Origin of the sequence: Verminephrobacter aporrectodeae subsp. tuberculatae, from assembly GCF_026127385.1 — a bacterium.
GTDB classification, from domain to species: Bacteria; Pseudomonadota; Gammaproteobacteria; order Burkholderiales; family Burkholderiaceae_C; genus Acidovorax; species Acidovorax aporrectodeae.
Map to the genome: position 1 here is coordinate 1,805,194 of NZ_QZCX01000001.1, position 20,049 is coordinate 1,825,242.

Genomic DNA, 20,049 nt, shown 5'->3' on the forward strand with positions numbered 1-20,049 from the left:
CACCGGAGGGCGCCGGCGCGGAGCGCGCGCGTCAATCAGGGCAGGCTGCCGGATGGGTCGTGAACCACTCCCTGGCTTCCTCGTGCAAGACGGCCGCGCCGCGATACGCCTTGATCCGCAGACCGCGCTCGTTGCCCCGGTGATTGAGCGCGCGCATGCAGCGATTGGCGAAGAACTGCCGTTTGAGAATATGGTTCATGGCCCGCGTGTGGCCAAAGGGGGCCACCCAATCGAGAATCCACATGCGATCCCCGCTATTCCAATCGGCTTCGGGCATCAGGAGCGGGCTGTTTGCCAGATACCGGCGTTCCGCTTCCAGGTCGAGATTGGCCCATGAGAGATAGAAAACGGGGCGTCCTGCTTCGCTGGCCAGAATGAACTGGCGGCTCTTGATCGCGGGAAGAAGCAGGACCGGCAGGGTATGCAGGGGAAGATTGCGATGGGATGTCGATTGCATCCACAACCAGACGGCGCTTCCCAGTACCGGCGCCTCGCTCCAGGTCTGCGCGATCAGACCGGGGGCGATCAGGGAGAGCGGGGTCTTGTCCATGCGGGCAGTTAAAACGACCAGTTGGCGCTGAACCCGGCAACACTGCCGGAGGTTTTGAAGCCCTTGGGCCGGCTGATGGGCCGGCCGGCAAAAACTTCGTAGGAAAACCCCTTGAGGGCACCGCGCAAACCGATCGCCGCGCCACTCAAATGTTTGCCAAGCAAAACACCACTGCTCGGGCCGCGCACCTGGCCATAATCGGCCCCGACATAAAGTGAAGAAAGGTGAGATAACTTTCAGGGAAGAGCGCGATAAATCTGGGAAGATGCAGGAAAAGTCGGGAAGAGAAGGGATGGGCACTGAAAAACACTTGCACCGGGCGAAAACGACAACCGCCCCGGGAAAATGGGCAAATCAGGCTTTGATCTGGGCTGGCCTGGCGATTCCCGGTTCGCAGGGTGCGCACGGTAACGTCGATAGCGGTCTGGCTCGCAGAACCACTGTGGCTACATGTCGCGGCCAGTGACATGGGCCAAAAATCAACTTGAATGGGTATAGTTCCCCCGGCCAAACAGACACACCGTCCAGTACATAAGGACGCGCCGCCAACGCGGGACATCGAGAACTTGCATCGCTTCGAGAAACACTTGATCGGCAAACGCTTTGGAGCCAATGGCCTCCTTGTAGAGGTAGTCATGCACGATAGCTGCTTTGGCGTAGCGGCCATGCGGCGGGAAGATGGCCCAGAGCAAGCGGGGAACGCTGGCCAGGTCGGTGATCGTTCCTGCGGGGATGCGGATCACCGTGGCGCCTGGAAGTGCCCCAACGTGGTACTCAAACGCGGTGAGCAATTGCCACTGATAATTGTCCAGCATGCGCAGGTCGGCAGGCGTGGTGAATGCGCTCATGACTCTTATTCGGCGAACAACGCGCCCTGTCGCCGTGCCATCTCTTCTTGGCGTGCCGTCTTCACGATCTTGTAAATCCACTGAAGTGAGACACCGTACTTCCGGGCCAGTTCGCTGTGGTTGGCGCCGGTGAAGTCGTCGTAAATTTTTCGATCACGTTGCGAGAGCTTGTAGGACAGGCCCATCGGAAAATAGACGTTCTGGCCTCCCCAGTGCGCGGCCATGCGGTCGGCAATTTCGCGCCCCACCTGATCGGCTTTGTCCCTGTCGAGGCGTTGTTGCATAAATCCCGAACCACAAGCGTGCTGATGTTTGTGCGCACAACGGCGATGCAAGCAGCAAGCGCTGCTGTCAGTCGCGACACGGACCAGGTACATTTCCGACCTTTTGCCAGAGAACATGCGCAGAGACACCAGCCAACGAACCGAGCCCAAGGCGACCTACCGTGTCAAGAACTGGGCGCAGTACAACGCCGGACTGATTGCCAGAGGAGATATCGAGGTGTGGATCGACAAGAACCTTCTGAGGCCCGCACCGGCTGCGGATGTCTGCAGGCGCGGACGTCCGATCATCTACCCGGATGCCGTTATCCAAGGCTTGCTCAGTCTCAAGCAGGTGTTTGATCTGCCGCTGCGTGCGCTGCAAGGATTCGCTCGAAGCCTGCGCCAGCTTGCCTTCCCGGATCTGCCGGTACCCAACTACACAACCTTGAGCCGCCGCGCGCAAAGCCTGCAAGTCGTCTTGCCCGCGCTGCGCCCGAGCGAGCCACTGCACTTGGCCGTTGACAGCACAGGCCTCAAACTCTACGGCGAGGGCGAATGGAAGGTGCGCACACACGGTTGGTCCAAGCGCCGCACCTGGCGCAAGGTCCATCTGGCGATGGACACAAAGACCGGCCAGATTTGCGCGGCGTTGATGACCCACCAAGAGATGGGCGACAGCGAGGCCCTGACCGATTTGCTTGAGCAGATTCCGTCCGAAACGCCGATTGGCATCGTCGGCGGCGATGGCGCCTACGACACCAAAGCGTGCCACGCGCAGATTGCCGCACGCGATGCGACGCCCTCGATTCCCCCGCGCGAAGGCGCCATGCCCTGGCCGCAGGCCACGCCGGGCGCAACTTGGCGCAATGCGGCCATTGACGAGATCGCAAAGAGCAGCCGACGCGAATGGAAAAAAGCCAGCGGCTACCACAAGCGCTCGCTGGTGGAGAACCTGATGTACCGTCTGAAGACGCTGACCAGCCATTTCCTGTGGGCACGCACGATTGGCTCGCAGGCCACCGAGGTTGCCATCCGTGCGGGCGTGCTCAATCGCATGGCCTCTCTGGCTCGCCCGCAGTCCGCACGCCTCACCTGAATTAGTGTTCCTGGGGAGGTACATCTTCGAAGGTCGATTTATGCAACAACGCCCCCTGTCGAGGCCGGCACACTCCTTCAGCACCAAGGCGCATTGCGCGGCCAGATCGACCAGCAGCTCCGGCCCCTTGCTTTTAAAAAAATCGCTCTTCTGGCGCTCGTCCTGGAATCCAGCTTCGGCCATGTCTATCTCCCTCGCTTCAAAACGTCGTTCAAGCTTTCCCAGGCAGAGTGCATTGGGTCAAAGGTCTGGTGCGTGAACGCCTTATGCAGCACGGCATCGAGCTGGCCTCGGTCGATGTCAGACAACTGCAGTGCGTTGACCTGCGACATCAGCTCTTTCACAGCCAGCGGCAGGTAGCGCATGGCCCACTTCTTCAGGGTCTCGATCAAGGTCTCGGCCTGCTCGCCGCTGATCCACTGCAAGGCATCGACCCGCGTGATGCGCTTGACGTAGGCGGCCAGTGACGCCTCGGATGGATTGCGCACGGCTGCGAGTTGGTGCAGCAACAGCCACAGTGCGCGGATTTTGCGGCTCTGCGCGTCCTGCGCGAGCGCGCGAGGGACGTGACCCCGACCCGGCCCTTGCGGCCCCTCTTGACCCGGTTTTGTGGCCTTGGGGCGGGGCTTGAAGCCCAGCTTCTTGAGGTGCTCCAGGTAGCGCCTGCGGCCCGTCCAATCCAGGTCAGCGGCGCTTCTGACCTGGCACACCGACCACAGCAGGCAGCGATGGTCTTCGTCGCTAATGCCCAGTTGCTGCAGGGCGACGTGAATCTGCGCCAACTCACGGCGGCGGGAATCCTGCGCGGCTACGGGTTTCATACCGCCGCCATGTCCAGGCTGACCGGGCGGTACTGATCGGTGTTGCCGATGCGCTCGTAGAAGCGCACGTACTCTTTGCTGCCCACCACTTGCAGGCTCTCGCCGATGGCCTTCATGGCGGTCAGCCACTTCGCATCGCCAATGTCCAGGCGACGCAGCGCCAGCACGCGGCCCGTGTTGATCTTTCCCTCCTTGTCTGTTTGAAACGCCGCCTGCACCAACACCTTGATCTCGGCACGACTGCCCTGCGACCAATCGGTGATGCACGCATCGATCAGGTGCTTGGCGGCCTGCAGGCGCTCGTCAAACACCATGTGCTCGCAGATGGCCACCTGCACCTTGAACGCGCCGTCAAAACTGAACAGCGTGAGGTTGCCCTTCTTGCCACCGAGCTTCACGCCGTACTCTTCGCCACTGAGATCGACGAAGGCGTTGATGTCGTCAAAAACCCGCGTTTTGAAAGCACGCAGGCGGGCGTTGACGGATGCCGCCTGGTGCGCCAGCTCCTTGACCAGCTCATCGCGTGCCCGGTCTATGGGCCGGATCAAATGTTCGGGGATCAGGCAGCCCTTGGCATCGACGCGGTAGCCATCGAGCACGGGGGTCGGGGTTTGAGTTGCCATGGCGTTTCTCCTTTTTTAAAACAGGCGGTTCACATGCGCGCCTTGCGAGCGATCCAGATGCCGTAGGTGTTTTGACCCAGGTGACTGAGCACCTGCGGACGCCCCTCGCGCGTGGCGATGCGCCAACTGGTGCCGGGCGCCGCCTCGAACAGCAGGCGCGCGCCCTGCTGCACGTTCTCGGCGGCAAACACGTCACCGGCGTCGAAAGCGAGCACCGTCTTCCATGCCCCGACCACGTTCACCTGCAGTTGCGCAGGAACGCTGGCGCCGCTCATATCCCCAGTTGAGGCTTGGGTCTTTGTCGTCATGGTTTTTCTCCTGGTGTGAATTTCGGGCTGCGCATGCTCCTGAGCAGAGAATCGAGCCTGGCCCTCACCTCGGCAGGGATAGGGCCTGGGCGCGGCGCGGTCAGCCTGGGCAACTCGGGCGGTGGCGGCATGGCAGCAAACACCTGCGCCGGGGCAGGCCAGAAATCGACGCTGCCCGCGATGCTCAGAAAGGCACCGCGGATGCGCGGCGCGTCACGCGCTTCTTCCCAGCGAACGCTGCGCGACATGAACACGGCCAGCCACACCTCCATCACCGCTTCGATGGTGTCTGCCGCTGGCGCGTTGCGCAGGCGCAGGGTGAGCAGCGTTTGCAGCCCCTCGATCACCCGCACCTCCAGCCAGCGTGGCGCTTTCATTTGAAGTCTCCGCGCTTGCGCTGTTCCAGGCGGGCAATCGCCTGGGCCGTGCTGGACAGGGGCCGGGCCATGCTGGCGGCCTGGCCAGACTGCGCCGCCATGGCGGCGTGGGCGCTGGCGCGTGCCGACTCGGCGATGACCACCTCGAACAGGTAGCCGTGCGTCTTGAGCGGGGGGCGCAGCGCGCCTGCGTCGCGGGCTGCGATGGTTTTCTCAATGGCCGATGCCCAGGCGTGCAGCGGGGCCTCATGCAGTTGTCCATTGCGCTCCAGGCGCTCCTGCTGGATCAGCGGCAGCAACTCGCCAAGCAGCGCGGCAACGCGCGGCCAGGTCAGCCTGTTTTTTGCCGGGCGAAACAGCGCCAGGTAGCGGATCAGCAGGGAGCCCATGGCGCTCATCTCCAGCGCGGCCTGCAGCGCCTGGGCCGCGGCACCGTCATCGACGATCACGTCCAGGCTCGCCTGCGCACCGCATGAAGGGCATCGGATTTGCATCAGCGCAGCCCCCACAAACACCAGACTGCGACAGCGATCACGACGGCCGCCTGGGCCAGGGTGCGGCGCATCCAGCGCCACGGCCGCTGACGCGGCGTGCGCCGGTACGGGCCTGCGATCACGCCGGGCGCGTAAGGCACCTGGCCGGGGCCGCATCGGCCCGGCGCGCGGCAGCAATGGACTTTCATGCAGACACCCTTTTGACGCGAACCCGGGTCGCGTCATCGAAACGCTCCATCGCGTCGATGACCGCATAGCAGGTGGACGGGAACAGGCCGCTGTAGGTGTGCCGATCTTCGCCCGCATCGACCCGCACCACGCACTTGACCAGCGGCCTGTCAGCCGTGTTGCAGCCCGCCTGGGCGCAGTGCAGGTTTTCTGCTGTGGGAGTCATGTCACACCCCCTTGACCACATCAGCGGTCACAGTCGACACACCGATCTCGGCGGCCAGATTCATGCAAGCGGCCAGCAGATTCCCCACCGCCAGCGGATACAGCAGCGAGACCGTATCAGGGCGATCGCGCCGGGTGGTAATCGTCAGCCTGGCGCGCAGGGCATCGATGCCACCGGAGTCGATCACCTCGCCGACCGACTTGCCCAGGCGGTCGAATTTGAACTTCAAATACTCATCGAGACAGCCGCCGTCGAGCGGCGCCAGCTCCACCATCTCGCAGCGCTGGACCACCTCGCGCACGTCCTGATTGCGCTCGGACAGCTTGGCCTTGAGCTCCGGCTGGCCGATCAGAACAATCGACAGCAGCTTCTTGAAGCCCAGTTCCAGCTCGAAAAAACGCTTCAGGTGCTTGATAGTCGGGATCGGCAGCGAATGCGCCTCATCAATCACCAGGCAGTGCCGGTAGCCAGCGGCATGGCTCTCGCGCAGCGCCTTGTGCAACTGCGCAAAACGCGCCTCGGGGCTGGACCTGGGTCTCTCCAGCGGGGCCACCGCGGCCATTAGCGCCTCGGCGATGTGGGTCGCCTTGAGCGTTTTGCCCTTCTGGTCGTTGTCCTCCATCGCCAACACGTAGGGCCTGATCAGCAAGATCGGCTGGTTCTCACGCGCGATGCGCGCATCCAGATCACGCAACAGCGTCGTCTTGCCGGCGCCACTCTCGGCGACCACGGCCAGCAGGCCGCCATGCTGGGCAGTCTGGAACATCGCCTCGCGAACGTAGCGGATGTCCGGGCTGACATACAAATCCTCGTGGGACAGGACGTCATCCTGGAACGGATCGCGAAACAGCCCGAAATGCTTGCGGGCGGCTGGAAACAAAGTCTTCTTGCGCAGTATCATGGATTCCTCCTGGTTGGACTCGGTGGCAGATTCAGATTTCGACTGGGGGACCGAGCGGTCCGCGTTGGTGCGCGGACCGCTCACCTTCTTTGCTTGAAGAACACGGGGCAGATCGGCCGGATCGGCACCGATCGCGCTGAGGAAAACGCCGATGCGCTCACGCACATCGGCCTGCTGATCCACAACGTCAAAAATGCTGGCCAGGCTGGTCGGCGCGACGCCCCTGGCCACCAGAAATCTGCGAATGCGCTCGCGCAGGCCCGGCACATCCAGACTCCTGGGCCATTCACCGTGATTGACGATTTGTGCCACGCTCGCCGGCGAAACATGCAGCGCCCTGGCCAAGTCAGCCTGCCTGCAGCCGGCCTTGAGCAACACATTTTTCAGCTTCAACATCACCCACCCCCTGCCACCGCACGCAGCACCTGCAGCGGTCTCTGAAGCCCCGCACGCGGGCCGCAAAGCTCGGCGACGATCGTGTCGAACTGATCCTGGTGCACGCCAGCCGGATACCGCTGCTGTAGCCACCGGAAGTGCTCGGCGCTCCATTGGCCACCGGCCGACTCGACCCTCGGCTTGATCTGCCTGGCAGCATCCACATGGGAAAGCGGCGGCAGTTCCACCGTCGGCGCCACCAGGCCGTGGACCGTGCCACGGCGCGGCAAGAACACAGGCAGCGTGGCGTCGTCAATGTGCTTGTATGGATCGAGCCGGCCACCAAACGGCACAGACTTGGTCTTGCGGGCGGCCTTCGCGTCCGTCTGGCTGTCGGTGCCGGTGACCAGTTTCCCGATGTCCTTGAGGGCGGTCTGCGCCGGGGTATCAGCGTGGCGCTTGTAGCTCTCGCCAAACACGGCGGCCTTCACGGAAAAGCCGAGTTCGTCTTTGAACACCTGATGGACGACGTGGAACACGTCGCGGCCGTCTTCGCCCACCAGCACCACCTGGGCCGCATCATCGCGCCAGGGGTTGCGGGTAAGCATCACCTTCTCGCCGACCATCACGCCCGGCGCCGTCGAGACGTCATACTCGCGCCCCTGAAAAGACACGCGCAGCTTCGGAGTGACCTTGCGGCTCTCCGGCGTGGCCACCGCCAGCTCGCGGCACACATCGATCGATGGCGCCTTGATCAACTGGTCGGCGCGGATCGCCATCCAGACCAGACTGCGCGGCCGGCCGTGGCGGCGATGGACTTCGGTCGCGTTGAAATTCTCCCGCCATGCCTTGGCCAGCGCGTTGAGTTCCTCCAGGCTGCTCACCGGCCGAAGCGCCAGACCAGGCTCGAACTTGGTCTCCACCAAATTGTTGGCGTTCTCCACCTGGCCTTTTGCGCGGGCATTGCCCACCGCGTTGATCACCAGATCAACACCCAAGGCGCGGCACAGATTGCGAAACAACGCGCCGGTCATGGCGGCACCAGGGTCGGTGACAATCATCATCGGGCAGCCGTGCATCATGTCGGCGCCGCCGCGCTCCTGTATGGCATGGATGAACACCGAGCACAGGTTCTCGCCGCTCTCGGCGCCGAGCACATACTCAACATACAACCAGCCGCTCGCGTGGTCCGTCACCACATAGCGCCACACCCGGTTGGCAGACACCCGCTCCAGGTTGCCCGGCTTGTTCTTGTAATAAACCTGCCCGTCCAATCCTTTCAGGCCATTGGACAGGTAGTACAAAGTGCACAACGAAGCATCGATCTGCCACACATGGTTGGGGTGGCGGCTGGCCATCTCGGTCACAGGCGCCGGGGCCAGCAACTGGTCGGGGTGCAGTCCATACATGCGCAGGGCACGGTGGATGGTGCTCTCCGACAAAGCCCGCAGCTCGCCGGTCTCCATGTCCAGAAACTCCGCGCGAATCGCCCGGTTGGCCCGCAGCATCGTCACCGCATCCTTGATCGAATACAGCCGTTTGTCGTTCTTGCGGGTGGTCTCCATCAGCGCGGCCGAGATCAGCCTGGCCTCATCGGGAGTCAAGGCACTCTGTCCTGCATCGGCTCGGCGTTTGCGTGGGGCCATGACGGCAACCTCCCTGATCTTGCGTGCCAAGGTCGCGCGGGACATGCCCAGCTCTCGGCACGCGGCTTCATAAACGGCCCCCTTGCCGCCCTGCCCGGCCACCCGAGCAGCCAGGGCCACGGCGACAAGTCTTTCGGTCAGGACGGCGCCCATGGATCAGGCGCCCACGCTCTTGGTGTCGGCCGGAACCATTCGGCCCTCGGCATCGAGCTTCCAACCAGAGGCGGCCATGTCTGCCGCCACGCGGGCAGCCGCCGCTTGCGAGGCGCCGGGGCGCATCCATTCGGGCGTGTCATCGCCATCGGGCGCTGTCTTCACGTCGAACTCACCGCGCAGTTGGCGCAAAGTCAGCTCCAACTGGCAGATCAGCCCGGCAGTGAAGTCACCGTGGTCGATGCCGTGCGCCTCGGTGTGCTCGGCGAGTGCCTGCAGGCCGGCGCGCATGGTGCGGATGCCCACCTCGGCCTGGGCGGCCAGCATCGTCACCTCCTTGCGGATTTCCTCGCCAACATCGGCCGCTGGCAGCGCCTTGACACGCTTTTTGACCTTCGCCAACTCCGCAGTGAGTTGGTCGATCTTGCTGTTCTTGTCGTCCAGCACACGCGAGCGGGCTTGCAGGTCGGCCTCGGCGTCCTCGGCGCGCCGGGTCAGCGAATCCTTTTCCTTGGCTTGCCTGGCAATCAGGTCTTCGGCCAGTTCCAGCAAGCCGTCTTTGTCGCCCGTCTTTGCGGCTTCGATCAGCGCGGTTTTCTGGTCAGCGGGCAGCTTGCGGAACTGGCGTAGTTCGCGGTACCCGATTCCCAGGCACGACATGCTTTCCAGGGCTTCTTCGCCAAAGGTGTGAAGATTTTTGATGTCTTCATCGACTTGATCCACTGAGCGCCCGAGCAGGCTGCAGAAATCCCCCCAAGTGCCGGAAAACTCCGTACCGTCCGGAGTCCGCATTCCTCTAAGTTGTTGATACAGCTTGTTTTCTTTGACAAAGGCCAATTTGGAAGTCCGGACGGTTCGGGAAAATTCCTCGAACATGCCGGCCATCTGTGCCTGCCCAAAGAGCTGGTTGACCAGGTCGCGTTCATCGTTGTAGGCGCCTTGCAATTGCCCCAACTGCTGGGCAGCAAGCCCTGCTTGTTCAAGACGCTGCGCATCAAAGCCATCATCGGCCGGGACGGGAAGGGTTTTGGCGGGTCGAGCCATCGTGGTGTTCTCCTGCTTAGTCTGTGCGGGTAAAGTTGTGCCGGATTTCGGCAAGCACCTGTTCAGCGCGGTTCAAGTCAGCCAGTACCCGGCCAAACACCCGGCCCATCCGGGGCGTCGGGTGAAAGTGGCCAGTGGCTTCGTCCTTGCGCGCCCAGCCCTTGTCCGTCAGCACGCCCATGGCGCGGGTGACGGCACTGGCGGTCAGGTTCAGTTGTCTGGAGAGCGCCGTGTTCGATACCCCGCGCACGGCATGGCCCGACAGCGCATCGAGCACATCCAGAACTTTGATTGCCGCTCCGCGATCCTCGTCTTGCTTGCTCACCGCGTCACTCCGTCGAGAGGTCAGGCCGTGCATCGCGGTCGTGGCAGGTCGGCGATGTGGGCAGCACACAACCGGTGAAGGCGGCGGTGCACCCGTGCGGCTTGCCGCCGACCTCGTGGCCCGCCGTTTTTCGTTTGATGACGGCGCACATCAGCGTGGCACGCACGGCGTCTACGGGGGGCGTCTTGGCGCTCATGCCGAGGTCCTCGCAGCGGCAGGCTTGATGCGGCGCAGGCCAGTGTTGGTTTGCGGCTTGGGCGGCCACAGCACGGTGACGGGCTTGCCCACCAACCGGGCAATGTGGTCAGCAATACGTGCCGATTTGGCGGCACCGCTGATGACGTGCGAAACCATCGATCGCGACACGCCCAGCGAATCGGCAATGGCCGCAGGAGTGGTGCCCTGCATGCGGATTGCCGCTTTGATTTGCTCAGGATGCATGAGCTGTTACCTTTCGACTAAACTTGTTTAGGTGGTGGCAGAAAATTTCTGCGTTGAGCCGCATTTTTGTGGAACAAATCCACATTGTCAAGGGTGTTGTGTGGAAAAAATACACGATCGATTGCGTGCAGAACTGGAGGCACATGGGCTCTCTGCCGCCCGGGCAGCGAGAGATGCCGGGGAGAGTGATTCGCAAGGCCTGCGCGATGTCCTCAGCGGCCGCAAGCGCCTGACGGCCGACCTTCTGGGCGCGCTCGTGAAAGGCACGGGAATTGATAGTCAATTCGTCTTGACTGGACAGCGTGGCAGCGGCTTGTCAGCTGAAGAAAAGCTACTGCTGGAGTACTTCCGTGACGCCTCGAAAGAGGTCCGCCGGGCCGCGCTTGGTGCCTTGGTTGGTGCCACCACAGCCGCGTCAGCAACCCACGTTGGCGGCACGCATAGCCAGCACAGCAGCGGGCATGGTGCCATCCACATTGGAGGCGTGGGCAACACACCGACCAAACGACGGAAATAAACGTGGGATGGATTCCGAAATGGCTACGCAACTGGATCAAGCGGTTGACGTCGCAACAACACCAAAGTAGCGGTAGCGGCACCGTGCATGTGGGCCAAGTGAGTGGCAGCGTTCACAGCGTCACGCAAGTACACCATCATTTCTACGGCGACTCGCCCACGGCAGCATCGGTCGCACGGAACAAGGCCAGTCAAGTGCCTGCTGTTGTGACTGCGGCTCAACGCGACGTTCTTGCGCTCATGGACCAGTTGGACAAACCTGCGCGCATCAAGGTGCTGGAATTTATGCGCAGGGAGTTCGGCACCGGCATGGTGATTGAACTGCAGCCCGATCAGGTGTTTCGGGTGCGCAGGTATGTCGAGACGATCATCGCTCGCCGAGGAAGTGCGTGCGATGATCCAACCAAGCGGCGTGAACGAAACGGGCCACCGAATGGCACGTAGAGGGCACTGCGCGAGCGCTCTGCCGTGGGCAGCGTAGCGCAGTTGCCACGGGAAGAAACAATGCCCGAAAGCGGGTGTTGAATTTCCAGCAAGAACAGGAAGGAAGGTTGTGAATGTCGATTTTAGCTGTACTGATTGGGCTGCTGGGATTGCTGATGCTCCTGGTGACAGTCGCAGGTGTCGTTGCTCCGAACACCTTCAAGGACAAAAAGACGGGGGAGATTCCCAAGCGGATTGAACTGTTGATAGGAGGCTTGCTGATTGCAGGGATTGCCTTTATCGTTGCGGCATGGATCGCACCGGAGGACGCACCGTCCGAGGTTGTCCAGGAGGTCAAACCGCAGGCATCAACGCCAAGTTCCCTGGCCGCACCTCCCGCTTCGGCTGACAAACCAGACACACCGGAGCCCAAAAAACCGCTTGATCTGGCAGAGGCGCGTTTGTTCGCCGAAGGTACTCTGCAAGTCATCAACGAGGCTGAAGAGTCCCTGATGGATGGCATTCAGCTTGGCGACCAGTCAGGCATTACCAGGCACGTATGGCGGCCGCTGGTGGAGGAACTTGGGCGATGGCCCACGATGATTGAGCGCCAGCCTGACGACCATCGCCAGCATTTCTCGTACTGTCAAACTGCAGCCATGACACTTCAGCAGTTGTCGGCCATCGTGACGCACGAACGAACAGTAGACAGCATGAAATACGTGCGCCAGGGCGAAGCCAGGTATCACAAGGAAAAGCAGAAGTGCGAGCAGCAACTCGAGGCAACCGACAGCCAAATCAAGGCGGCTATTGCGGCCGAAGATGCGGAGTTGCAAAGGAAGTTCGGCGGTCGCGATTGTCTGACCGTCTTCGAGGTGGACAAACAGACGGGCGAAATGGTGGACAAGCCCAAGCCGGCCCATTGCAAGACGCCCGCGCGCGCGCTCTAAATGCCAGTGGCATCGGCGCCACAGACTCCGGACGGGCAAAGTTGCCGACGTCGGCAACTTTGGTCCTCATCGACCTGATCTATCAAGCGCTTGAGCCTCCCAGGAGCCGCAAAACTCCGGACCGTCCGGAGTCCGCCTTCCTCTAAGTCATTGATTTCTTTGACAAAGGCCCGTTTGAAATTCCGGACGGTCCGGAGTTTTGCGGCTCCTGGGAGGTCCGGGCGCTTTGGATGTCGGGACGGCGTCCAGGCACGCTGCGCTCTCTAATCCAGATTAAAAGACCCGATCCGCATGCTGGCGCGAAGATGCTGGCATGCGCCTGGTGTCGCGGGTTCGGTTGGCGCTGATCCGACTTTCAACCCGCAGGAGGTAGCGCATGACGCTGACACGCATTCCGCGCATGGCAGGGTGGTTTTTGACCGCCCTGTTGCTGATCATTGCGATCGCGCTCATTTCCCCGCAGCAGTTGCCCGTGGCGCTGTACAAGCTGTCCCTGATCAGCCTGGCGGCGGTTGTTGCCTACTGGCTCGACCGCTCGCTGTTCCCCTATGCCCGGCCCGACGGGTATCTGCAACACCACTGGCGCGACACCGGCGGCGCCTGCGAGTTGGACGCCGACTACCAAGTCTCCCCAGGCTACCACCAGGTGTTTGCGGCCGCCATGCTGCGCCGGGCGATCATCGTTGGCGCCGTGGTGATCGGCGTGGCGCTGGGGCTGTGAACATGCGCCGCTGCGTCAAACAATTCGGCTACCTGCTGGCCCTGGTGGTCGCTGGCCTGCCGGGCATTCGGGACGCGGCGGCCGCGGACATTGCGCCCGGTGCGCAAAGGCACCGCGCTGACCTGACGCGCAATGCCCGCGCCGTGTGGGGCCTTGATGCCCCGGTAGCCACGTTCGCCGGCCAGGTGCATCAGGAAAGCCGCTGGCGCCCTGATGCCATCAGCCCGGTCGGCGCCCAGGGCATTGCGCAGTTCATGCCTGCGACCGCCGACTGGATTGCTGCAGCCTACCCGGTGCTGGCTGCCAGGCAGCCCTTCAATGCGGGCTGGGGCCTGCGCGCGCTGGTGACCTATGACCGCCACCTGTGGGATCGCATCAGAGCCAGCACAGCGTGCGAGCGCATGGCCATGACGCTTTCTGCCTACAACGGCGGGCTGGGCTGGGTCTGGCGCGACCAGAAACTGGCTGCGTCACAAGGGGCCGACAGCGCGCGGTGGTTCGACGAGGTCGAGCGCTTCAATGCGGGCCGCCACGCGGGTGCGTTCCAGGAAAACCGGGGCTATCCGCGCCTGATCCTGCGCAGCTTCGAGCCGCGCTACGTGGCCGCCGGTTGGGGGCCAGGGAGCTGCGCATGATGGGCTACCTGTTCTTGCTGCTGAACTTTGTGCTGCGCTTGTCCTTTGCGCGGGGCTACGTGCCGGCGCTGCTGATCCGCCAGGGCTGCGTCTGCGGTGTTCGCACCGCCGGGCGCAGGGCGCGCCATGTTTGACACGCCCTTCATCACCAATCGGCTGAACGCCGTGCTGAGCGCTCTGGTGCTCGCGGGCGTCGCGGCCGTGGTGGCCGGTGGCGCGGGTTATGGGTTCGGCCAGCGCCTGGCCAGGGCGCGCGGCGAGGCTGCCTTGGCCGAGTTGCAGCGCGTGCATGCCGTGGCGCTGGCCAAAGCGGCCGACCAGGCGCGCCTGCGCTTGGTCGCTGAAGTCGAACGCGGCCACCGGCTGGCGCAGCAAATGGTCGACGAGAAGGCTGTACACGCGCAGGAAAAACGATCCGTGCTCAGGAGAATTCCGAATGTCACTACTGTTTATGTTCCGGCTCCTGGCGCAGCGCCTGAGCCCTTGCCTCGTGCCGTGTTCACTGCTGGTTTCGTGCGCGAGTACAACGGCGCCATCGGGGCCATTGGCCTGCCCGCCGCTGACACGGGCGCCGCTGCCGCCGGAGCTGGCGCAACGGCCGAAGCCGCCCCGGCCCCTGACGCCTGGCTACGCGACGCAGGACTCAGCCAGGCCGACATCCTGGCCCACATCGCCGACTACGGCGAGCGCTGCCGCAACCTCGACGCCCAGGTGAATCGCCTGATTGATCGCAGCCAGGAGGCCGCGGATGAATACCGCTGAATAGGGACCGAGCGCATGACCGTACAAGTGGAATTTTGGCAGCTGATTACGCTGCTGATCGCGTTTCTCGGCTTCCTTTTTGCGGCCGGCAAGCTGTTTTTGTCGCAGATCGACCGGCGTTTGAACGAGCGTTTTGAGACGATCGAAGAGGCGCATGAGGAAGGCCAGGCGACATGGCGCGAGACCTTTGTGCAGCACCTGGAGGGGTACCGGCGGGAGACCGACCTGCTGCGCAACGTCGAGCGCGAATTCCTGAGATTCCAGGCCGAGCTGCCGCTGCACTACGTGCGCCGCGAGGACTACGTTCGAGGCCAAAGCGTGATTGAAGCCAAGCTCGACGCGCTCTACAACAAGCTCGAAGTCGTTCAAATGAAGGGATCGCACCATGGTTGACCATGCAAAAGTTCGGCGCGAGTCCATGCGCTGGAATCTTATAAACACCTTGGACAAAGCCCGGCCGCACACGAGCAGCGAGCAGTTTTTGCTTGACGTGATGCGCGCAATCTACCCGGACGCCACGGCGCTGGAAATGCGCCGCGAGCTGGACTACCTGGCCGACCGCAGGCTGGTTGACGTGAACAAGACGCCATCGGGCGCCTGGTTTGCCGATCTGACGCGCTACGGCGTCGACATGGCCGAGTACACGATCGATTGCGAGCCTGGCGTCGCCCGGCCAGAAAAGTACTGGAGCGCGTGATGGCGCGCCGCTCGAGCATCGAGGGCCTGCCCGAGGAAGTGCGGCGGTGGCTCGAACGTGCACTGGCGCAGAGCAATTTTGGTGGCTACGTGGCGCTGGAAGACATGCTGCGCGAGCGCGGGTACGCGATCAGCAAGAGCGCGATCCATCGCCATGGCCAGAAGATCGAGCGCCGCTTTGCCGCGATCCGGGCCAGCACCGAGGTCGCCCGCCTGCTCACCGAGGGCGCGTCCGACGACCAGGACGCGCGCTCCGAAGCGATGATCGCGCTGGTGCAAAGCGAGATGTTCGATTCGATCATCAACCTGCAAGAGGCGAGCGACGAAGACATCGATCCGGCCAAACGCATTGGCCTGCTGTCCTGCGCGGCCAAGAACATTGCCACGCTGGCGCGCGCGAGTGTGAATCAGAAGAAGTTTCGGCTCGAGGTCCAGGCGCGTGCCGAGGTGGCCGCGGCGAACGTTGAGAAGATTGCCCAGAAGGGCGGCCTGTCGGCGCAATCCGTCGAGAAGTTGCGCCGAGAAATCCTGGGCATCGCCGCATGAGCAGCATTGCCGCGCGCCTGCCCGACACGGCCATGGCCGAAGCTCCGGTCGTGCTGATGGGCTACCAGCAGCGCTGGGTCGCGGACAAATCGCCGCTGAAGGTGATCGAGAAGAGCCGCCGCACGGGCCTGACCTGGGGCGAGGCTGCCGACGACGTGCTGACGGCTGCGTCCGGGCGCCCGGCGGGTGGGCAGAACGTCTACTACATTGCGTACAACCAGGACATGACCGTCGAGTACATCCAGGCGTGCGCGATGTGGGCGCGGGCGTTCAACCACGCGGCCTCGCAGATCGAAGAGGGTTTTTGGGAAGACGAGGACGCGGACAGGAACATCAAGACATTCACGATCCGTTTTCCGGCCTCGGGTTTTCGCATCGTCGCGTTGACCAGCCGCCCGGCGAACCTGCGCGGGCGCCAAGGCACGATCGTGATCGACGAGGCGGCGTTTCACGAGCAGCTCGACGAGCTGCTCAAGGCGGCGCTGGCCATGCTGATCTGGGGTGGGCGGGTGCGCGTCATCTCCACGCACAACGGTGCGGAGAACCCGTTCAATGCGCTGGTGCAAGACATCCGCTCGGGCAAGCGCCGGGGCAGCGTGCATCGGGTCACCTTCCAGGAGGCCGTGGCCGATGGCCTGTACCGCCGCGTCTGCCTGCGCCTGGGCAAGGAATCGACGCTCGCCGAGGAGGCGGCCTGGATGGCCGGCGTCTATGCCTTCTACGGCGATGGCGCCGCGGAGGAACTCGACTGCGTGCCGGCCCACTCGGGCGGCGCCTGGCTGTCGCGCGCCTTGATCGAATCGCGCATGTCCGCTGACACACCGGTGCTGCGCTGGGAATGCAAGGCCGGCTTCGAGCTGCTGCCCGACCCTGTGCGCGCTGCCGAGTGCCACGACTGGCTGCAGGCCCACATGGCGCCGTTGCTGGCGCGCCTGCCGGTGGACGCGATCTCGTTCAATGGCGAAGACTTTGGCCGCAGCGGCGACCTGAGCGTGCATGTACCGCTGATCCAGCAGCACAACCTGGTGCGCCGGGTGCCCTTCTTGGTTGAACTGCGCAACGTCCCGTTTCGCCAGCAAGAGCAGATCGCCTTCTACCTGATCGACCGCCTGCCGCGCTTTACCGGCGGCGCGTTCGACGCGCGGGGCAACGGTCAGTTCCTGGCCGAGGTGGCCATGCAGCGCTATGGGGCGTCGCGCATCCAGCAAGTGATGCTGTCCGAGTCCTGGTATCGCGAACACATGCCTGCGCTCAAGGCCGCGCTGGAGGATGGCACCCTGGACGGCCTGCCGCGCGACGCCGACGTACTCGCTGACCTGCGCGCGGTACAGGTCATCCGGGGCGTGCCGCGCATTCCCGAGACCCGGACGACCGGTGAGGACAAGGGCCGGCGCCACGGTGATGCCGCGGTTGCGGTGGCGCTGGCCTACTTTGCCAGCCGTGAGATCAACAAAGGCCCGGTGAAGGTGAAATCGCGCCAGCGCCGCAGCGGCGGCGCAATCATGCAGGGGTATCAATGATGAGAGCCAAAGGCATCTGGGTCGGCCCCCACGAATTCGTCCAGTTCGGCGAGCCGGAAAAATCGCTGTCCGCGCAGATTGCCACGCGCGGGCGCAGCATCGATTTCGCCGGGCTGGGCATGTACCTGCCCAACCCGGACCCGGTGCTCAAGGCGCTGGGCCGGGACATCAAGGTCTACCGCGAGCTGCGCGCTGACGCGCACGTGGGCGGCTGCATCCGGCGCCGCAAGGCGGCCGTGAAGAGCCTCGAATGGGGTCTGGACCGTGGCCGGGCCAAGGGCCGCGTGGCCAGGTCGGTCGAGGCCATCTTTGCTGACCTGGACCTGTCGCGCATCATTACCGAGATGCTCGACGCCGTGCTCTACGGCTACCAGCCGATGGAAGTGATGTGGGGCAAGGTCGGCGGCTACCTGGTGCCGATCGACATCGTCGGCAAGCCCGCCGACTGGTTCGTGTACGACGCAGACAACCTGCTGCGCCTGCGCACCAGGCAAGACCCGATCAAGGGCGAGGAACTGCCGCCGCGCAAATTCCTCGTGCCGCGCCAGGACGCCAGCTACGACAACCCCTACGGGTTTGCCGACATGTCGATGTGCTTTTGGCCGACGACCTTCAAGAAAGGCGGCCTCAAGTTCTGGGTGCAGTTCACCGAGAAATACGGCGCACCCTGGGTGATAGGCAAGCACCCGCGCAGCGCCTCGGACAGTGAGACCAGCCTGCTGCTCGACTGCCTGGAAGACATGGTGCAGGACGCGGTGGCGGTGGTGCCGGACGATTCCAGCGTCGAGATCAAGGAAGCGGCGGGCAAGACGGGCAGCGCCGAGGTCTACGAGCGGCTGCTGCACTTTTGTCGATCCGAGGTGTCGATCGCGCTGTTGGGCCAGAACCAGACCACCGAAGCGAGCGCCACCCACGCCTCGGCGCGGGCCGGGCTGGAGGTGACGCGCGACATTCGAGACGGTGACAAGGCCATCGTGCAGGAAGCCTTCAACACCTTGATTCGCTGGGTCTGCGCGCTGAACTTCAACGACGACGCGCGCCCCGTGTTCGAGATGTGGGAGCAGCGGGAAGTGGACATGGTGCAGGCGCAGCGCGATGAAATCCTCACGCGCGCCGGAGCACGGCTCACGCGCGCCTACTTCATGCGCGCCTACAGTTTGAATGAAGACGAAATCGCGCAGGCAGCGCCGCCGCGCGCCGAGGACTTTGCCGAGAGCGATCCTGACTATGCCGACGGCGCCGCGGCGCTGCTGGAGCAGGCCGCGCAGCCCACGCTGGACGACTGGCTCAGCCGCGTGCGCCGGCGCATCGACGCTGCGAGCGACTTGCAAGGCTTGCAAGAGGCTCTGCTGGTCGAGTTTGCCGAGCTCGACGAAGCTGGCCTGTCCAAGGTGATGGCGCTGGCGTTCGCGTGCACTGACCTGGCCGGGCGCGCCGAGGTGCAGGGCGATGCCTGAGCGGGGTCTGCGCGGCGTTTTCGCCCGGCCCTTCGCCGAGCAAGCCGCGTTCTTTCGCAACAAGCTCAACCTGCCCTCCGAGCGCTGGGACGACATGCTGCGCGAGCAGCACGATCGGGCCTTCGTCGTCGCCGGGGCGATGAAGGCCGACCTGGTGGCCGACCTGCGCGACGCGATCGGGCAGGCCATTGACCAAGGCAAGAGCATCCAGTGGTTTCGCGGCGAGTTTGAGCGCACGGTTCGGCGCCATGGCTGGACCGGCTGGACCGGCGAGGCGACCAGGCGCGGCGTGGCCTGGCGCACGCACGTCATCTACGCGACCAACCTGCGCACCAGCTACCAGGCCGGGCGCTGGGCGCAAATGACCGACCCCCAGGTGATGGCCGCGCGGCCGTATTGGCGTTACGTGCACCGCAGCATCGAACACCCGCGCCTGGCGCACAAGGCTTGGCACGACACGGTCCTGCCGGCCGGCGATCCGTGGTTCAACACGCATTACCCGCCCAACGGCTGGGGCTGCAAGTGCAGCATCGAAACCCTCAATGAGCGCGGTTTGCAGCGCCTGGGAAAGACTGGCCCGGACCGCGCGCCAGACGACGCCGTCGTGCCCTACACCGTGCCTGCCACCGGCGAGACCATTGAACTGCCCAAGGGCGTGCAATACGGCTGGGACTACGCGCCCGGCAGGGCCGCGGCCGAAACCGCGTTGGCGGCGCGGCAGAACCGGCTGGAGACGCTGGACACCGCGGTTGCGCGCCTGAACGTTGAAGCCCTGGTCAAGAGCCGCATTTTTGACCGCTTCTTCGGCGGCGATTTGGCGGGGGAGTTCCCGATCGCGGTGCTCTTGCCTGTTGACCGCGCCGCGCTGGGCGCTGAATCGAGCGTGGTGCTGTTGTCGCAGGACAGCCTGGCCGCGCATGTCGCGCGGCACCCGGAGATCACGCTGGCCGACTACCGAAAGATTCAGACGATCCTCGACAAAGGCGAGGTCTACAAGCAGGGTGAGACGCGGCTGGCCTACCTTGCCATCGACGGCGTGACCTACCGCGCGGCCCTCAAGCGCACGCTCAATGGCAGGAAGAACTACTTCCTGACGCTCTTCAGAAACGAATCGGGTACCCGGTCAAAACCGGGCACCCGCATCAGATAGGCGATCCAGCCGCG

At 63.8% G+C, this 20,049-nt stretch carries 29 protein-coding genes; 14 read left to right on the forward strand and 15 right to left on the reverse strand.

The window, feature by feature from the left end; all coding sequences use genetic code 11:
- Nucleotides 1–31: 31 nt before the first annotated feature.
- The 3 genes from D5041_RS07755 to D5041_RS07765 all read right to left on the reverse strand — a co-directional run bounded on the left by D5041_RS07755 (nt 32) and on the right by D5041_RS07765 (nt 1,682).
- Nucleotides 32–550, reverse strand: coding sequence for a toxin-activating lysine-acyltransferase (locus tag D5041_RS07755; protein ID WP_265284255.1), 519 nt, complete (start codon nt 548–550; stop codon nt 32–34).
- Nucleotides 551–1,029: 479 nt separating this feature from the next.
- The gene (locus D5041_RS07760; protein ID WP_265284256.1) at nt 1,030–1,398 is read right to left on the reverse strand and encodes a DUF1353 domain-containing protein; all 369 of its coding nucleotides are present in this window, start codon (nt 1,396–1,398) and stop codon (nt 1,030–1,032) included.
- Between the two features lie 5 nt (nt 1,399–1,403).
- On the reverse strand, nt 1,404–1,682 hold the full coding sequence (locus tag D5041_RS07765) for a Mor transcription activator family protein (protein ID WP_265284257.1): 279 nt from the start codon (nt 1,680–1,682) through the stop codon (nt 1,404–1,406).
- A 115-nt stretch (nt 1,683–1,797) separates the two neighbouring features.
- Between D5041_RS07765 and D5041_RS07770 the strand changes: the two genes are divergently transcribed.
- Entirely contained in the window at nt 1,798–2,757 is a 960-nt protein-coding gene (locus tag D5041_RS07770; protein WP_265284258.1) for an IS5 family transposase, read from the forward strand.
- Between the two features lie 185 nt (nt 2,758–2,942).
- Here D5041_RS07770 and D5041_RS07775 read toward each other — a convergent pair whose 3' ends face one another.
- The 12 genes from D5041_RS07775 to D5041_RS07830 form a co-directional block, all read right to left on the reverse strand.
- Complete coding sequence (locus D5041_RS07775; protein ID WP_265284259.1) at nt 2,943–3,578, reverse strand: gp16 family protein; 636 nt, start codon at nt 3,576–3,578, stop codon at nt 2,943–2,945.
- On the reverse strand, nt 3,575–4,201 hold the full coding sequence (locus D5041_RS07780; protein WP_265284260.1) for a DUF3164 family protein: 627 nt from the start codon (nt 4,199–4,201) through the stop codon (nt 3,575–3,577). Before D5041_RS07780 ends, D5041_RS07775 begins: the two co-directional genes overlap by 4 nt.
- Before the next feature lie 29 nt (nt 4,202–4,230).
- Complete coding sequence (locus tag D5041_RS07785) at nt 4,231–4,509, reverse strand: hypothetical protein (protein ID WP_265284261.1); 279 nt, start codon at nt 4,507–4,509, stop codon at nt 4,231–4,233.
- On the reverse strand, nt 4,506–4,886 hold the full coding sequence (locus D5041_RS07790) for a hypothetical protein (protein WP_265284262.1): 381 nt from the start codon (nt 4,884–4,886) through the stop codon (nt 4,506–4,508). The genes D5041_RS07785 and D5041_RS07790 overlap by 4 nt, the downstream gene beginning before the upstream one ends.
- Nucleotides 4,883–5,380: an HI_1489 N-terminal domain-containing protein gene (locus tag D5041_RS07795; RefSeq protein WP_265284263.1), complete on the reverse strand. Its 498-nt coding sequence runs from the start codon at nt 5,378–5,380 to the stop codon at nt 4,883–4,885. The genes D5041_RS07790 and D5041_RS07795 overlap by 4 nt, the downstream gene beginning before the upstream one ends.
- Before the next feature lie 184 nt (nt 5,381–5,564).
- The gene (locus D5041_RS07800) at nt 5,565–5,774 is read right to left on the reverse strand and encodes a hypothetical protein (RefSeq protein ID WP_265284264.1); all 210 of its coding nucleotides are present in this window, start codon (nt 5,772–5,774) and stop codon (nt 5,565–5,567) included.
- A 1-nt stretch (nt 5,775) separates the two neighbouring features.
- Complete coding sequence (locus D5041_RS07805) at nt 5,776–7,074, reverse strand: ExeA family protein (RefSeq protein ID WP_321162200.1); 1,299 nt, start codon at nt 7,072–7,074, stop codon at nt 5,776–5,778.
- Nucleotides 7,071–8,849 carry a DDE-type integrase/transposase/recombinase gene (locus D5041_RS07810; protein ID WP_265284266.1) on the reverse strand — a complete coding sequence of 593 codons (1,779 nt, stop codon included), beginning with the start codon at nt 8,847–8,849 and terminating at the stop codon, nt 7,071–7,073. Before D5041_RS07810 ends, D5041_RS07805 begins: the two co-directional genes overlap by 4 nt.
- Before the next feature lie 3 nt (nt 8,850–8,852).
- Nucleotides 8,853–9,893, reverse strand: coding sequence for a hypothetical protein (locus D5041_RS07815; RefSeq protein ID WP_265284267.1), 1,041 nt, complete (start codon nt 9,891–9,893; stop codon nt 8,853–8,855).
- A 16-nt stretch (nt 9,894–9,909) separates the two neighbouring features.
- The gene (locus D5041_RS07820; RefSeq protein WP_265284268.1) at nt 9,910–10,218 is read right to left on the reverse strand and encodes a helix-turn-helix domain-containing protein; all 309 of its coding nucleotides are present in this window, start codon (nt 10,216–10,218) and stop codon (nt 9,910–9,912) included.
- Nucleotides 10,219–10,222: 4 nt separating this feature from the next.
- Nucleotides 10,223–10,414: a hypothetical protein gene (locus D5041_RS07825; protein ID WP_265284269.1), complete on the reverse strand. Its 192-nt coding sequence runs from the start codon at nt 10,412–10,414 to the stop codon at nt 10,223–10,225.
- Entirely contained in the window at nt 10,411–10,659 is a 249-nt protein-coding gene (locus D5041_RS07830) for a helix-turn-helix domain-containing protein (RefSeq protein ID WP_265284270.1), read from the reverse strand. Before D5041_RS07830 ends, D5041_RS07825 begins: the two co-directional genes overlap by 4 nt.
- Before the next feature lie 100 nt (nt 10,660–10,759).
- On the opposite strand from D5041_RS07830, the gene D5041_RS07835 reads away from it, so the two are divergent.
- From D5041_RS07835 to D5041_RS07895, 13 genes are all read left to right on the forward strand, one after another.
- Nucleotides 10,760–11,176, forward strand: coding sequence for a helix-turn-helix domain-containing protein (locus D5041_RS07835; RefSeq protein WP_265284271.1), 417 nt, complete (start codon nt 10,760–10,762; stop codon nt 11,174–11,176).
- A gap of 2 nt (nt 11,177–11,178) precedes the next feature.
- On the forward strand, nt 11,179–11,619 hold the full coding sequence (locus D5041_RS07840) for a hypothetical protein (protein WP_265284272.1): 441 nt from the start codon (nt 11,179–11,181) through the stop codon (nt 11,617–11,619).
- A 113-nt stretch (nt 11,620–11,732) separates the two neighbouring features.
- Nucleotides 11,733–12,548 (forward strand): hypothetical protein, encoded by an 816-nt coding sequence (locus D5041_RS07845; RefSeq protein WP_265284273.1) that lies wholly within the window; start codon nt 11,733–11,735, stop codon nt 12,546–12,548.
- Nucleotides 12,549–12,924: 376 nt separating this feature from the next.
- A complete protein-coding gene (locus tag D5041_RS07850; protein WP_265284274.1) occupies nt 12,925–13,269 on the forward strand; it encodes a putative holin in 345 nt (114 codons plus the stop codon).
- Nucleotides 13,270–13,271: 2 nt separating this feature from the next.
- Complete coding sequence (locus D5041_RS07855) at nt 13,272–13,904, forward strand: transglycosylase SLT domain-containing protein (RefSeq protein ID WP_265284275.1); 633 nt, start codon at nt 13,272–13,274, stop codon at nt 13,902–13,904.
- Nucleotides 13,901–14,038: a hypothetical protein gene (locus tag D5041_RS07860; protein WP_265284276.1), complete on the forward strand. Its 138-nt coding sequence runs from the start codon at nt 13,901–13,903 to the stop codon at nt 14,036–14,038. Before D5041_RS07855 ends, D5041_RS07860 begins: the two co-directional genes overlap by 4 nt.
- Nucleotides 14,031–14,666 (forward strand): hypothetical protein, encoded by a 636-nt coding sequence (locus D5041_RS07865; protein WP_265284277.1) that lies wholly within the window; start codon nt 14,031–14,033, stop codon nt 14,664–14,666. Before D5041_RS07860 ends, D5041_RS07865 begins: the two co-directional genes overlap by 8 nt.
- 15 nt (nt 14,667–14,681) lie before the next feature.
- Nucleotides 14,682–15,059, forward strand: coding sequence for a hypothetical protein (locus D5041_RS07870; protein WP_265284278.1), 378 nt, complete (start codon nt 14,682–14,684; stop codon nt 15,057–15,059).
- The gene (locus D5041_RS07875; RefSeq protein ID WP_265284279.1) at nt 15,052–15,363 is read left to right on the forward strand and encodes a hypothetical protein; all 312 of its coding nucleotides are present in this window, start codon (nt 15,052–15,054) and stop codon (nt 15,361–15,363) included. Before D5041_RS07870 ends, D5041_RS07875 begins: the two co-directional genes overlap by 8 nt.
- The gene (locus D5041_RS07880) at nt 15,363–15,908 is read left to right on the forward strand and encodes a DUF3486 family protein (protein ID WP_265284281.1); all 546 of its coding nucleotides are present in this window, start codon (nt 15,363–15,365) and stop codon (nt 15,906–15,908) included. The genes D5041_RS07875 and D5041_RS07880 overlap by 1 nt, the downstream gene beginning before the upstream one ends.
- On the forward strand, nt 15,905–17,428 hold the full coding sequence (locus D5041_RS07885) for a hypothetical protein (protein WP_265284282.1): 1,524 nt from the start codon (nt 15,905–15,907) through the stop codon (nt 17,426–17,428). The genes D5041_RS07880 and D5041_RS07885 overlap by 4 nt, the downstream gene beginning before the upstream one ends.
- A complete protein-coding gene (locus D5041_RS07890) occupies nt 17,425–18,885 on the forward strand; it encodes a DUF935 domain-containing protein (protein ID WP_265284283.1) in 1,461 nt (486 codons plus the stop codon). Before D5041_RS07885 ends, D5041_RS07890 begins: the two co-directional genes overlap by 4 nt.
- Entirely contained in the window at nt 18,878–20,035 is a 1,158-nt protein-coding gene (locus D5041_RS07895) for a phage head morphogenesis protein (protein ID WP_265284284.1), read from the forward strand. Before D5041_RS07890 ends, D5041_RS07895 begins: the two co-directional genes overlap by 8 nt.
- Nucleotides 20,036–20,049: the final 14 nt, after the last annotated feature.